The 13,555-nt window shown below is 70.0% G+C and carries 12 protein-coding genes; 9 read left to right on the top strand and 3 right to left on the bottom strand.

From position 1 onward, the window contains the following. Positions 1-30 precede the first annotated feature (30 nt). Complete coding sequence (locus ASE14_RS17700) at positions 31-1,644, bottom strand: FAD-dependent oxidoreductase (RefSeq protein WP_056658277.1); 1,614 nt, start codon at positions 1,642-1,644, stop codon at positions 31-33. 167 nt (positions 1,645-1,811) lie between these two features. Here ASE14_RS17700 and ASE14_RS17695 point away from each other — a divergent pair, with 167 nt between their 5' ends. From ASE14_RS17695 to rbfA, 5 genes are all read left to right on the top strand, one after another. After that, the gene (locus ASE14_RS17695; protein WP_082601027.1) at positions 1,812-2,369 is read left to right on the top strand and encodes a helix-turn-helix domain-containing protein; all 558 of its coding nucleotides are present in this window, start codon (positions 1,812-1,814) and stop codon (positions 2,367-2,369) included. Between the two features lie 131 nt (positions 2,370-2,500). Beyond that, positions 2,501-3,499: a transcription termination factor NusA gene (gene nusA / locus ASE14_RS17690; protein ID WP_056658274.1), complete on the top strand. Its 999-nt coding sequence runs from the start codon at positions 2,501-2,503 to the stop codon at positions 3,497-3,499. A 77-nt stretch (positions 3,500-3,576) separates the two neighbouring features. Then, positions 3,577-3,840: a YlxR family protein gene (locus ASE14_RS20195; protein WP_082601026.1), complete on the top strand. Its 264-nt coding sequence runs from the start codon at positions 3,577-3,579 to the stop codon at positions 3,838-3,840. 85 nt (positions 3,841-3,925) lie between these two features. Continuing rightward, positions 3,926-6,727 carry a translation initiation factor IF-2 gene (infB, locus tag ASE14_RS17685; RefSeq protein WP_056658271.1) on the top strand — a complete coding sequence of 934 codons (2,802 nt, stop codon included), beginning with the start codon at positions 3,926-3,928 and terminating at the stop codon, positions 6,725-6,727. A 125-nt stretch (positions 6,728-6,852) separates the two neighbouring features. Beyond that, positions 6,853-7,320, top strand: coding sequence for a 30S ribosome-binding factor RbfA (gene rbfA / locus ASE14_RS17680; RefSeq protein ID WP_056658268.1), 468 nt, complete (start codon positions 6,853-6,855; stop codon positions 7,318-7,320). Here rbfA and ASE14_RS17675 read toward each other — a convergent pair whose 3' ends face one another. After that, positions 7,321-8,211, bottom strand: coding sequence for an A/G-specific adenine glycosylase (locus tag ASE14_RS17675; protein ID WP_056658265.1), 891 nt, complete (start codon positions 8,209-8,211; stop codon positions 7,321-7,323). Between the two features lie 47 nt (positions 8,212-8,258). Between ASE14_RS17675 and ASE14_RS17670 the strand changes: the two genes are divergently transcribed. Both ASE14_RS17670 and ASE14_RS21300 read left to right on the top strand, forming a co-directional pair. Beyond that, positions 8,259-8,861 carry a hypothetical protein gene (locus ASE14_RS17670; RefSeq protein ID WP_056658262.1) on the top strand — a complete coding sequence of 201 codons (603 nt, stop codon included), beginning with the start codon at positions 8,259-8,261 and terminating at the stop codon, positions 8,859-8,861. Positions 8,862-9,131: 270 nt separating this feature from the next. After that, complete coding sequence (locus ASE14_RS21300) at positions 9,132-11,039, top strand: hypothetical protein (RefSeq protein ID WP_235511469.1); 1,908 nt, start codon at positions 9,132-9,134, stop codon at positions 11,037-11,039. 141 nt (positions 11,040-11,180) lie between these two features. On the opposite strand, the gene ASE14_RS17660 is transcribed toward ASE14_RS21300, so the two are convergent. Further along, on the bottom strand, positions 11,181-12,173 hold the full coding sequence (locus ASE14_RS17660; RefSeq protein WP_056659208.1) for a ketopantoate reductase family protein: 993 nt from the start codon (positions 12,171-12,173) through the stop codon (positions 11,181-11,183). Between the two features lie 58 nt (positions 12,174-12,231). On the opposite strand from ASE14_RS17660, the gene truB reads away from it, so the two are divergent. Both truB and ASE14_RS17650 read left to right on the top strand, forming a co-directional pair. Continuing rightward, complete coding sequence (truB, locus tag ASE14_RS17655) at positions 12,232-13,167, top strand: tRNA pseudouridine(55) synthase TruB (RefSeq protein ID WP_056658258.1); 936 nt, start codon at positions 12,232-12,234, stop codon at positions 13,165-13,167. After that, entirely contained in the window at positions 13,164-13,532 is a 369-nt protein-coding gene (locus ASE14_RS17650; RefSeq protein ID WP_056658255.1) for a hypothetical protein, read from the top strand. Before truB ends, ASE14_RS17650 begins: the two co-directional genes overlap by 4 nt. The last annotated feature ends 23 nt before the right edge of the window (positions 13,533-13,555 follow it).

The following is a 13,555-nucleotide window of genomic DNA, read 5'->3' as shown; positions in this document are numbered from 1 at the left end:
GCGGGGCATCCGTCACCCGGGAACCCGGCTCTACGCCGCGACCGCCTTCGCGGCGCGCTCGCCCGACACGACGGCTCCGTTGAGGAACCCGAAGTACTCGACGCTCGTGTGCTCGCCCGCGAAGTGCACGTTGCCCTCCGGCACCGAACCGGCGCCGAAGAGCGAGGTGTACTGCCCGGGCCGCAGCACCGTGTACGAGCCCTTCGACCACGGGTTCGCCCACCAGAAGTCGCGGTAGGACTTGCCGGTGTATGCGGCGGTCATGCCGGGGAAGATCGGCTCGGCCTGCGCGAGGAGGCCGCTGACCTGCGATGCGCCCGCCGGGCCGAAGGCGTTGCCCGTCCACGCCTTGACCTGGTCGCCCGACGGGAAGAAGTTGAACACACCGGTCGGCAGGGGGTGGTCGGCCGTGTCGTCCCAGCCGCACTGGAATCCGCTCGTGTTCGTGTAGGCGGCGCCGCCGTACCCCTGGTCGACCCACGGCCGGTGGCTCACCTGCACGTGCACCTTCGCGTTCGCGCCGAGGCCGACCTCGTTGATCGTGCGCAGCTTCAGCGCCGAGAATCCGGACTGGCTGAGGTCGCAGTCGCGCAGGGTCGTGAACGGCAGCGCGAGGATGACGCGGTCGGCGGTCTGGTCGACGGTGGTGTTGCCGACCTGGAAGCTGAGGCGCACGGTGCCGTCGGCGTTGCGCTTGACGGCGGTGAGCTTGTAGCCGTAGCGCACGGTGTTCGCGGGCAGCTCTTCGAGCATGCGGGAGATGAGGAGGTCGTTGCCGCCGTTCACCGAGTACTTCTCGTCGGCGCCGTTGACCGGCGAGAGGCTGTTCTGCGCGTTCCACCCGAGCAGGTACACGAGGCTCAGCGCGGACTGCTCGTGCGGCTCGAGGCCGTACTCGCTCATCACGTTGGACTGCATCAGCTTGGCGAAGCGGCTCGAGAGGCCGCCGGGCACGTTCGCGGCGAGCCACTGGTCGACGTTCAGCTGGTCGAGGGCGACACCGGCCGCGGTGTGGCTGTCGTAGGTCTGGCAGTACGGCGCGCTCGCGAGTGCGGACTTGAAGGCCTGGTAGACGACTCCCCAGTCGGCGTTCGCGTCGTCGTACGGGTAATCGGCGCCGTCGATCCAGTACTTGTCGTCCCAGCCCTGGTAGCTGCCGCCGGCGACGACATCGAGGCTCAGGCCGAGGTTCGACGCGAGGTTGCGCGTGGCGTTGTGGTCGGTGTTGATGAGGGCGCCGCCGTGCTCCACGACGATGCCGTCGTCGAAGTGGCCACGGAGACTGTAGCAACGGCCTCCGGCTCGGGCGCTGCCCTCGTAGACGGTCGATGCGATGCCCTTCACCCGCCAGAGCCAATGGGCGGCGCGCACGCCCGCGAGGCCGGCGCCGACGATCACGACGCGCGGCGTCGGGCCAGGCTTGGCCGCTGCGGCGTGGGCGGGCGTCGCCATGGCGAGCGCCGCGCCGGCGCCGATCGCACCTCCGGCGATGAGGGCGTTGCGCCGGCTGAGACCCCCGGACGACTCGGGTTCGCGCCCGAGCACGTCGTCGACGGGGACGCCCGTGCGGTCGGCTTCGGCATGGGCGCGGATGATGCGGCCGAGCCGTGCGCTGAGCGGGGTGGTGCCTCTGGAACCTGTCATGATGAGAGCCTCGCAATCCGTGGTGGGTTTGAGATCGGTGCTGCTTAACATGTTGCTTAGTGCAATTGAGCAGGATGTCTCGTCAGTGCGTCAACCCCCAACTTCTCGCGACGGCGGCCGGTCCGGCGCCGCGCGGCATCCGTGATCTGTGACTTGGAGGTGGGGGAGTGACCGGCAACGATGTCGGCGAACAGGTCCGTCGTTATCGCGTGGCCCGTCGCCTCTCGCAGCGCGCGCTCGGCGAGCAGGCCGGAGTCACCTCCGGGTTCATCAGCCAGCTCGAGACGGGCCGCGCCAACGCGAGCATCTCGACGCTGCGCCGACTCGCCGACGCGCTCGGCGTCGGGCTCGCCGACCTCGTCGAACCGGGCCCGGTCTCGGCTGCGCGGGTCGTGCGTGCCGACGCGCGCCGGACGCTCACCGCGAGCGACGGCATGACGAAGTCGTTCCTGACGGAGCCGCCGTTCGGGCATGTCGAGATGTACGCCGTGACCATGGAACCCGGCGGATCGACCGGCCCGACACAGTATCGCCACGGTGAATCGGAGGAGGTGCTGCTCGTGCTGCGCGGGCGAGTGCGCGTCGAGCTCGCCGACGAGGTGCACCTGCTCGCCGAGGGCGACAGCATCGTGTTCTCGAGCAGCACTCCGCACCGGGTGGCGAACGACGGCGACGGCGAGGCCGAACTCGTGTGGGTGAACAGCCCGCCGACCCCGCCGGACTGAGGCGCGATCCCTCCATCGCCTGCGCCGGAGCGCCCGGCATGGCTGCCCGAGGGGCCGGACATCCGGTACCGTAGAGTCCTGTCCGCTCCGAGGGGAAGCGGCGTGAGAGCTGAATAGAGGAGGCCGGGTTCATGGATATCGACCTCAGCGTGCTGCGGATGATGGAGCGCGAGAAAGAGATCCCATTCGACGAGCTGGTGGAGATCATCGAGCAGGCCATTCTCATGGCCTACTTGAAGCACACGCACCCCGACCAGCACGGCCACGCGAATCCCGATGGCGCGCGTGCACACCTCGATCGCAAGACCGGCCACGTCTCGGTGTTCGTTCCCGAGCTCGATGAAGAGGGCAACGTCGTCGGCGAGGCCGAAGACAGCCCGAGCGACTTCGGCCGCATCGCCGCATTCGCCGCGAAGCAGGTCATCAACCAGCGTCTGCGCGACATCGCCGACGACGCCGTGCTCGGCGAGTTCCGCGGACGCGAGGGCGACATCGTCGCCGGCATCATCCAGCAGGGTCCGAACCCGCGCATGGTGCACATCGACCTCGGCACGGTCGAGGCGATCCTGCCGCCCGAAGAGCAGGTGCCCGGCGAGGAGTACCTCCACGGCCAGCGCATCCGCGTCTACGTGACGAGCGTCGCCAAGGGCCTCAAGGGCCCCTCGATCACCGTCTCGCGCACGCATCCCGCTCTCGTGCGCAAGCTCTTCGCACTCGAGGTGCCCGAGATCGCCTCCGGCGTCGTCGAGATCGTCTCCCTCGCCCGCGAGGCCGGCCACCGCACGAAGATCGCGGTGCGCGCCACGCAGCCCGGCGTCAACGCCAAGGGCGCCGCGATCGGCGAACTCGGCCAGCGCGTGCGCGCCGTCACGGCGGAGCTCGGCGCCGAGAAGATCGATATCGTCGACTGGAACGACGACCTCGCGACCTTCGTCGCGAGTGCGCTGAGCCCGGCGAAGGTCACGAGCGCCTTCGTGATCGACGAGGCGACGCGCGCCGTGCGCGCCCTCGTGCCCGACTACCAGCTCTCGCTCGCCATCGGCAAGGAGGGCCAGAACGCCCGCCTCGCCGCGAAGCTGACGGGCGCGAAGATCGACATCCAGCCCGACTCGGTCCTCGAGTCGGACTGAGTCCAACGGCCGCCGAGCGGCCGTCGCCATATCCACCGATCGGCCGCCGTCGGCGGCCGGACAGCGCAGAGTGTAAGATGGAACCCGTCAGAACGTGCATCGGATGCCGTTCGCGTGCCCCACGGTCCTCACTTCTGAGGGTCGTCACCCAGAACTCCCACGTCATCGCAGATGATGCGGCTGTGCTTCCGGGCAGGGGTGCGTGGCTGCATCCGTCACTCGAGTGCTACCGGCTCGCCGTGCGGCGACGCGCCTTCGGGCGTGCACTCCGCATTCGCGGCGAGGTGGACACCAGCAACGTAGAGAACAGGCTGAACGGCGCAGTGATTACCAATGAGTGACAACAACTCATGAGCGGCTCGAAATGAGCCCCGTCCGTCATTAGACGGCTGCCCCTGTCCGGGTGCAGCCCGGAACAGGAGAGAAGTGGCTGCCAAACCACGCGTACACGAGATCGCATCCGAACTCGGTGTTGACAGCAAGATCGCCCTTGAGAAGCTCAAGGAGATGGGCGAGTACGTCAAGGGACCCTCGTCGTCCATCGAACCCCCCGTCGCACGTCGCCTGAAGGCGGCGCTCGAGGCTGCAGGCGCGGCCGCTTCGGCGGCTCCTGCCGCTCCGGCTCCCGCTGCACCCGCAGCGTCCTCCGGCGCCAAGCCCGGCCCCAAGCCGGCTCCGAAGCGTCCGGCCGCACCCGAGGCCCCGGCGCCGGTCGAGGTCGCTGAGGCCCCGGTCGCCGAGGCGCCGCTGACGGTCGCCGAGCGCCAGGCCCAGGCCGAGGAGCGCGCAGCGCAGGCCGCAGCCGAGAAGTCGACGGATGCCCCTGCGGCACCCTCGACCGAAGGCGACGAGGCCAAGCCCGCCGCCGGCGCCCCGAAGCCCGGTGCAGCGGCAGCACCGCGTCCGGGCGCACCGCGTCCCGGCGCCGGTACGCCCCGCCCCGGCAACAACCCCTTCTCGAGCTCGCAGGGCATGGGCTCGCGCCCGGCTCAGCCGCGCCCGGGCAACAACCCCTTCTCGAGCGCGCAGGGCATGGGCCAGCGCCCGAGCCCCGGCAACATCCCGCGCCCGCAGGCGCCGCGACCCGGTTCGCCGCGTCCCGGCGCTCCGCGTCCGGCCGGTGCGGGCGGTCGCCCCGGCGGCGGCTTCCAGCGCCCCGGTGGTGCAGGCGCAGGCGCCGGCGCACGTCCCGGTGGAGCCGGTGGCTTCCAGCGCCCCGGCGGCGCACCCGGCGGCGGCTTCGGCGGCCCGCGCCCCGCGGGTGGCGGCGGTCGTGGCCGTGGCCCAGGCGGTGGCACCGCAGGTGCCTTCGGTCGTGGCGGCGGCAAGAGCAAGTCGCGCAAGTCGAAGCGGACGAAGCGGGCCGAATTCGAGATGCGGGAAGCCCCGTCGCTCGGCGGCGTGAGCGTTCCCCGCGGCGACGGCAACACGGTCATCCGTCTGCGTCGCGGCTCCTCGATCTCGGACTTCGCCGACAAGATCGACGCGAACCCCGGTTCGCTCGTGACGGTGCTGTTCCACCTCGGTGAGATGGCGACGGCGACCGAATCGCTCGACGAGGCCACCTTCCAGGTGCTCGGCGAGGAGCTCGGCTACAAGATCCAGGTCGTCTCGCCTGAAGACGAGGACCGCGAGCTCCTCGAGGGCTTCGACATCGACCTCGACCAGGAGCTCGAGGACGAGACCGACGAAGACCTCCAGCAGCGTCCCCCGGTCGTCACCGTCATGGGTCACGTCGACCACGGTAAGACCCGACTCCTCGATGCGATCCGCAACGCGAACGTCGTCGCAGGCGAGGCCGGCGGCATCACGCAGCACATCGGTGCCTACCAGGTGCACACCGAGCACGAGGGCATCGACCGCGCCATCACCTTCATCGACACCCCGGGTCACGAGGCGTTCACCGCCATGCGTGCACGTGGTGCGCAGGTCACCGACATCGCGATCCTCGTGGTCGCGGCCGACGACGGCATCATGCCGCAGACGGTCGAGGCGCTGAACCACGCGCAGTCGGCGAACGTGCCGATCGTCGTCGCGGTGAACAAGATCGACAAGCCCGACGCCAACCCGGCCAAGGTGCGCCAGCAGCTCACCGAGTTCGGCCTCGTGGCCGAGGAGTACGGCGGCGACGTGATGTTCGTCGACGTCTCGGCTCGCGAGAACATCGGCATCCAGGACCTGCTCGACGCAGTGCTCCTCACCGCCGACGCCGGTCTCGACCTGCGTGCGAACCCGAACAAGGACGCTCGCGGTGTCGCCATCGAGGCGAAGCTCGACAAGGGCCGCGGTGCGGTTGCGACCGTGCTCATCCAGTCGGGAACGCTGAAGGTCGGCGACGCGATCGTCGCAGGCACGGCCTACGGCCGCGTCCGTGCGATGGTCGACGAGAACGGCGACCCCGTGCTCGCCGCGACTCCGTCGCGCCCCGTCCAGGTGCAGGGCCTCTCGAGCGTGCCGCGCGCCGGCGACACCTTCCTCGTCACCGAGGAGGACCGCACCGCGCGTCAGATCGCCGAGAAGCGCGAAGCCGCAGAGCGCAACGCCCAGCTGGCCAAGGCCCGCAAGCGCATCTCGCTCGAGGACTTCACCCGTGCACTCGAAGAGGGCAAGGTCGAGTCGCTCAACCTCATCATCAAGGGTGACGTGTCGGGTGCCGTCGAGGCGCTCGAAGAGTCGCTCATGAAGATCGAGGTCGACGACTCGGTGCAGCTGCGCATCCTCCACCGCGGTGTGGGTGCCATCACCGAGAGCGACGTCAACCTCGCGACGATCGACAACGCGATCATCGTCGGCTTCAACGTGCGCCCCGACACGAAGGCGCGCGAACGCGCGGCTCGTGAGGGTGTCGACATCCGCTTCTACTCGGTGATCTACAACGCCATCGACGAGATCGAGGACTCGCTGAAGGGCATGCTCAAGCCCGAGTACGAAGAGGTCCAGTCGGGCGTCGCCGAGATCCGCGAGGTGTTCCGCTCCTCGAAGTTCGGCAACATCGCCGGTGTCATCGTGCGGTCGGGAACGATCACGCGAAACGCCAAGGCTCGCGTCATCCGCGATGGCGTCGTCGTCGGCGACAACCTCGCGATCGAGTCGCTGCGTCGCTTCAAGGACGATGTCACCGAGGTCCGCACGGACTTCGAGGCCGGCATCGGCCTCGGCAAGTTCAACGACATCCAGGTCGGTGACGAGATCGAGACGATTGAGATGCGGGAGAAGCCCCGCGCGTAACTCGTGGATGGGGTCCCTGATTCTTCACTCCGGTGAAGAGCGGGGACCCCTACCCCGATTCACCGGAGTGAAGAATCAGGGACCCCAAGGGCGCATCGCCCTGGGGAGAAGAAAGGCTGAGGGACATGGCGGATCCGGCACGGGCCAGGAAGATGGCCGATCGCATCAAGGAGATCGTCGCCAAGCGACTCGACAAGGGCCTGCGCGACCCGCGGCTCGGGTTCGTCACGATCACCGATGTGCGCGTCACCGGCGACCTGCAGCACGCGAGCATCTTCTACACGGTGTACGGCACCGATGAGGAGCGCGAAGACTCGGCCAAGGCGCTGAAGGCGGCGACCGGGATGCTCCGCAGCGAGGTCGGCCGCAACATCACGGCACGACTCACTCCGTCGCTCGAGTTCATCGCCGACGCGATCCCCGAGAACGCCGAGCACATCAGCGCACTCCTCCGCGAGGCGCAGACGCGCGACGCAGAGACGGCCGAACTCGCGGCAGCCGCCGAGTACGCCGGCGAGGCGGACCCCTACGTCAAGCCGCGCGAGTTCGACGAGGACGACGAGTCCGTCGACGAGGCGGATTCCGCCCGCTGATCAGGCCTCGGGCAAGCGGTAGCCGTCGGGCTCGCACATCGCGAGTCCGTCGGCGACAAGGCTCGTGAGCGCACGCTCGAGCTGCTCGGCTTCCGCCCAGACCGGCTCGAGTTCGACCCGCGAGACCGGGCGGTGCGCTGCGCGCAGCTCCCGCATCACGAGGCCGCGCACCTGGCGGTCGGAGCCCTCGAACCGGGCCTGCCCGGCCTTCCTCGGACCCGAGTAGGCAGGGTAGCCCGCCGCCCGCCATGCGCACGCGGCGGCGATCGGGCAGGCCTCGCACTGCGGTGCGCGCGCGGTGCACACCGTGGCACCGAGTTCCATGGCTCCGGCGTTGAAGCGGCGTGCCGACTCATCGTCGCGGGGGAGGAGCTCCTCCATCGCCGTGAGGTCGCGCGTCGTCGCGGGCGGCCCCGGTTCGGCCTGCCCGGTCACCGCGCGGGCGATGACCCTGCGGGTGTTCGTGTCGACGACGGGCACCCGCTCCCCGAAAGCGAAGGCGGCGATCGCCCGGGCCGTGTACGGGCCGATGCCCTGCAGGGCGAGCAGGGCGCCCAGGTCGTTCGGCACTTCGCCGTCGTGGCGCTCGACGATCTCGACCGCGGCCCGATGCAGCCAGAGGGCCCGGCGCGGATACCCGAGGCGGTCCCAGGCGCGCACCGCCTCCGACGGCGGTTCGGCGGCGAGGGCTGCGGGGGTCGGCCACCGCTCGATCCAGGCCTCCCAGCGCGGCACCACCCGGGCGACCTGCGTCTGCTGCAGCATGAACTCGCTCACGAGCACCGCCCATGGAGAGACGTCGGCCGCCCGCCAGGGCAGGGGCCGCGCGGCATCCGCGAACCAGTCGACGATCGCAGGCGCGATCGCGTCGGAGCTCGGCGTTCGGGGCATCCGTCCAGCCTACGACGAGGCGGATGATGCGCGGCTAGGCTCATCGCATGCGACTCGTCACGACGCCCCGGGTCACCTTCCTCCGCTCGATCGCGGACGAGATCCTGCAGCATCACGGTCGCGGGCGCATGATCGTCGCGATCGACGGGCCGCTGCAGAGCGGCAAGACCGCGTTCGGCGACGACCTCGCCGCCGTGCTCGAGGAACGGGACCACGCCACCTTCCGGGCGAGCATGGAGGGATTCCACCGTTCGCGCGAGGCGCAGGCCGTGTTCGGCGCGGATACACCGGAGCGCTACTACCGGTACGGCTTCGACGAGTCGGCACTGCGCCGGGTGCTCGTCGAGCCGTTCCGCCTCGGCGGGTCCACCGCGTTCGTGACCCGCGTGTTCGACCCGACGCGTGACGCATGGGTCGAACCCAAGTGGATCACCGGCCCCGACGACGCCATCCTCGTCATCGACGGCCGATTCCTGCTGCGGCAGCGGCTCGCCGAGCTCTGGGACGTGCGGATCGCCCTCGACGGCGACCCCATCGACCCGGCCGACGAGATCGCGTACGCGGAGAGCGACCCGCGCCTCGTGGCATCCGTCGTCGTCGACAACCGGGAGCCGGAGCACCCGAGGCGCCGATTCCTCGACGGCCACTGAACGTCTCGGCCAAGGTCCGGGTGGTTTGTCCCCCGTTCGGGAGTGATTTCGTACCCCAGTCGAGAAATGGGTGACATGTCCCCGTTTGAGGGGACATAATGGGGGACACAGCCCAGCCCCCCCGGCTACGCGAACCCGATTCACCACCCGAACCATCCGACGCCAGTCGACGAGCGCTCTCGCGCCCGTCGACATTGCTGTGCGCCCCCGAGCGCCTCCGTCACCTCGGATTCGCCGACCCTGCCGGGCCGACCGATGGAGACACCCCGAATGAGCAAGCTCCGCGCCGCTCTGGCGCATGCCGACGGCGATACCCGCACTCGCGTGCGATGGTCGTCACGCCGCCCGTTCCGCCGCATCGCGGCGATCCTGACCTCACTCGCGCTCGGCGCGGGATTCGCCCTCGTCGGCGTCGCAGCGCCCGCGAGCGCGCACCACAACACGATCAGCGCGACCGCCACCTGCGACGTCGTGACCGGAACGTTCGACATCACCTGGACGGTCGAGAACTCCGAGAAGCGCGTCGAGACGATCACGAAGTCCTCGAATGAAGCGCTCGTCCCCGTGGGAACGGTGCTCGGCAAGCGCGAAGTGAAGACGTTCACGCAGAACGACGTCGCCGAAGGCACCTACAAGCTCGAGCTCTCGGCGAAGTGGGACAACGGCTCCAAGCAGTCGAACTCCGGCGGAATCACCGTCGACGACGAGACCTGCGGCGACCAGCCGGTCAAGAAGATCGAGTTCTGTCACGCGACCGGCAGCACGACGAACCCGTACGTGCGCATCGAGACCTCGGTCAGGGCCTTCTTCAAGGCCGGCCACATCGATCACCAGGACAACGGCGACATCTACCCGGCGTTCAGCTACCTCGACAACAAGGGCAAGCTCATCAAGGTCGCCGCTCAGGGCGACCAGAGCCTCCTGCAGTACGAGAACTGCACGAAGCCCGCACCGACGAAGGTCACGATCACAGCCGTTCCGACCGGTTCGGACACCTGTGGTCCTGAGAACGGCGTGTTCCACCTGCCCGAGGCGGGCGAGGGGTTCACCTGGTCGCAGACGGGTTCCGAGGCGTCGGGTCACATCACGGTGACCGCGGTCATCAAGCCCGGCTACGTGTTCGCCGACGGCCAGCAGACGGTCTGGGACTTCGACTACGACAATGAGGCCTGCCCCCCGGGCGTCGTGACGATCGACGTCAAGCCGACCGGTTCCGACACGTGCGGTGCCGCGAACGGCACGTTCGTACTGCCGAATGACACCGACACCTACACCTGGGCGCAGACCGGCTCCGAGGCATCGGGCAAGATCACGGCCACCGCGACCGCGAGGGACGGATTCGTCTTCGCCCCGGGCCAGCAGACCGTCTGGGACTTCGAGTACGACAACGAGCCGTGCCCGATCGTCGTCGAGGTGCCTGCTGCTCCGAAGTCGACTGACGTCTGCGGCGTCGACAACGACGGCGTCGACCTGCCGAAGGACACCGCATCGGTGACCTGGCGTACCGAGGGCGACCCGAAGACCGGCGCATCGACCGCGATCGCCACGGCGACGAAGGGCCACAAGTTCGCCGACGGCTCGATCGAGAAGTCGTTCCCGTTCACGTTCACGAACGTCGCGTGCATCGCTCCGACCCTCACGGGCTCGGTCGCCACCGGCACCTGTGAAGCCGACTCGCCGTGGATCCTCTTCGACGTCGAGCTGAACGACCCCGACAAGCAGTCGACCGGGAACACGGCCTCGCTCGTGCTGACCGACGGCAAGAACACCGAGACGATCAAGCTCGGCGAGCTCAAGAACGGCGCGCTCGACGGCAAGGTGCTCTGGCCCGGTGCGTCGGTCGACGCCGATGGCAAGGCCAACGGATGGCCGGGCTGGGCGTACGCCGACGGCAAGTGGATCCAGGTCGACGACAACTTCGCCTGGACCCGCGGCGCCATCACGGCGAAGCTCGTCGTCAACCCCGAGCTGCCGGTGACGATCTCGTACCCGAAGGCCACTCCCGAGTGCGCCACCGGGCCGAAGACCACCCCTGGCGGCAGCCCCGCCTCCTCGAACGGCACGGGCCTCGCCAGCACCGGTTTCGCCGGTACGCCGATCGCGATCGTGGCGGGCATCATCGTGATCGCCGGCCTCGCGTTCCTCGTGGTCGCGCGCATCCGCCGCAAGCGCGCGTAACGCACGCTGACGCACACTGAGGGGGCCCGGTTCGCCGGGCCCCCTTCATCGTGCCGGCGGCGCGGCGCGCAGCGGCAGCCCATCGCGGGCCGGAGCCGGGCTGCGGGCGCCGCGGCATCCGCTCGCGCCCTTCCGCTGTCGCTAGACCGGAACGTCGGCGAGCACGCGCTCGGCCGGAAGCGAACCGCCCTGCTCGACCTCGTGCACGAGCACGGTGAGCGCCTGGTTCACGGGCGCGTCGAGGCCGACGGCGGATGCCTCGCGGACGACGGCGCCGTTCAGGAAGTCGACCTCGGTCGGCTGCCCCCGGCGCAGGCTCTGCTGCGTGGATCCGAGGTTCGGCACGCCGCCCATGCGGACGCGCATGAGCCACGGCAGCACCTGCCCGATCGCGAGCGGCAGACGGGCGAAGAGTCGCAGTCGGCGGTCGCCGAGACCCTGCAACGTGCCGAAGCTCACGCCCTGTGCGACGCCGATGCGCACCGTCTCGCGCATCGAGGCCGTGACGATCCTGCGCAGGCGGCGATCGTCGACGACGTCCTGCACGCTGCGACCGACGATCGCGGGCACGGCGTTCAGCATGTTGACGACGAGCTTCGTCCATTGCGCGCCGCGGAACCCGCGGATCGCGACGACGGGCACCGCTTCGGAGAGCAGCGCCGCGATGCGCGTGCACTCGGCGTCGGCGGGTCCGTCACCGCGACCGAGGTAGCTCGTCGCCGGGGTCGTGATGCGTACGACGCCGGGTTCGGTGTAGTTGGCGGCGATGATCGACAGCAGTCCCATGCACGAGGCGCGGGGGAGGAGTCGCGCGGCGGTCGCGACCCCGTCGAGGCCGTTCTGCACGACGACGACCGGCACCTCGCCGATGAGCTCGGCGTTCGCGGCGATGGCGGATGCCGCGTCCTGCGCCTTCGTGCACACGAGCACGAGCTCGGGAGCCGTCGTGAGCCGCTCGCCGGCCGCGACGCGAGCCCGCACCTCGCCGTAGGCGCCACTCAGGGCGATGCCCGATTCGCGGATCGCCGCGAGGCCGGCACCGCGTGCCGTCACCTCCATGTCGTGCCCGGCCTGCGAGAGGAGTGCCGCGAACGTGCCGCCGAGCGCGCCAGCGCCGATGATGCCGATCTTCACCGCTCCAGCGTAGGCGCGCGGCGCCGACGAGCCGTGCACGACTGTTAGCCTGTACCGCGTGAACAGCGGCATCCTCCTCGTCGACAAGCCGCAGGGAATCACGAGCCACGACGTGGTCTCGCGCATGCGCCGCCTCGCCGGCACCCGCAAGATCGGCCACGCCGGCACCCTCGACCCGATGGCCACCGGCCTCCTCGTCCTGGGCGTGAACGGCGCGACGCGCCTCCTGCACTACCTCGTGGGTCTCGACAAGGAGTACTTCGCCACCATCCGGCTCGGCTGGAACACGACGACCGACGACGCCGAGGGCAAGGCGCTCGACGCCGCCCCGGCCGACCTCGTCGCCGCCGTCACGGAAGCGGCGGTGCTGGCGGCGATCGAGCCGCTCACGGGAGAGATCGAACAGGTGCCGAGCGCGGTCAGCGCGGTGAAGGTCGCCGGCAAGCGCGCCTACCAGCGGGTGCGCGACGGCGAGACCGTCGAGCTGGCGCCGCGCCGGGTGACGGTCTCGGCGTTCGAGACGCTCGCCTTCCGCGCCGGCGACGGGCATCTCGACGTCGACGTGCGCGTGGAGTGCTCGTCGGGCACGTACATCCGCGCCCTCGCCCGCGACCTCGGTGCCGCGCTCGGCACCGGCGGCCACCTCACCGCGCTCCGACGCTCGCGCATCGGCCGGTTCAGCGTCGACGAGGCGGGCGAACTCGAGGGCTTCGACGTCGCGTCGGCCATCATGAGCCCCGCGGATGCCGCGCGGCGGGCGCTGCCCGTCGTGACGCTCACGGCGGAGCAGGCGATCGACCTCGGCCACGGCAAGCGCGTCGACATCGCGGCGGTGACCGGCCTCGAGGCATCCGATGCCGATGCGCCGCTGCCCGCTGCGTTTGCGGCGATCGACCCGGCCGACCACCTGGTCGCCATCGTCGAGCCGCGCGGTCGGCAGTTGAAGGTCGTCACCGGGTTCCCGCCCGCCGAATCGCAGGAGGCCGACGCATGATCGAGTGGTTCACGTGGGTGCAGCTCGCGGTGGCGGTCGTCGCCGGGCTGCTCTGCATCGGCATGGGGCTCGCCGGACGGGTGCCGAGCGACCTCACGATCGGCGCGCTCGCGCTCGTCGAGGTGCTGCTCCTGGTGCAGGTCGTGGTCGCGTTCGTGCAGCCGGCACTCGGCAACGAACCGAGCGGCAGCGTGCTCGAGTTCGGCACCTACCTCGTCGGCGCGCTCATCCTGCCGCCCGCCGCGGCCTTCTGGGCACTGCTCGAACGCAACCGCTGGTCGACGGTGATCCTCGGCGTGGCCGCGCTCGCCGTCGGCGTGATGGTGTACCGCATGTTCCAGATCTGGACCGTGCAGCAGGCGTGAGCGCCGGTCTGAGAGAATCGATC

The sequence above is a fragment of the Agromyces sp. Root81 genome (genome assembly GCF_001429165.1).
GTDB lineage: Bacteria > Actinomycetota > Actinomycetes > Actinomycetales > Microbacteriaceae > Agromyces.
This window is presented reverse-complemented; position numbering and strand designations above follow the sequence as displayed.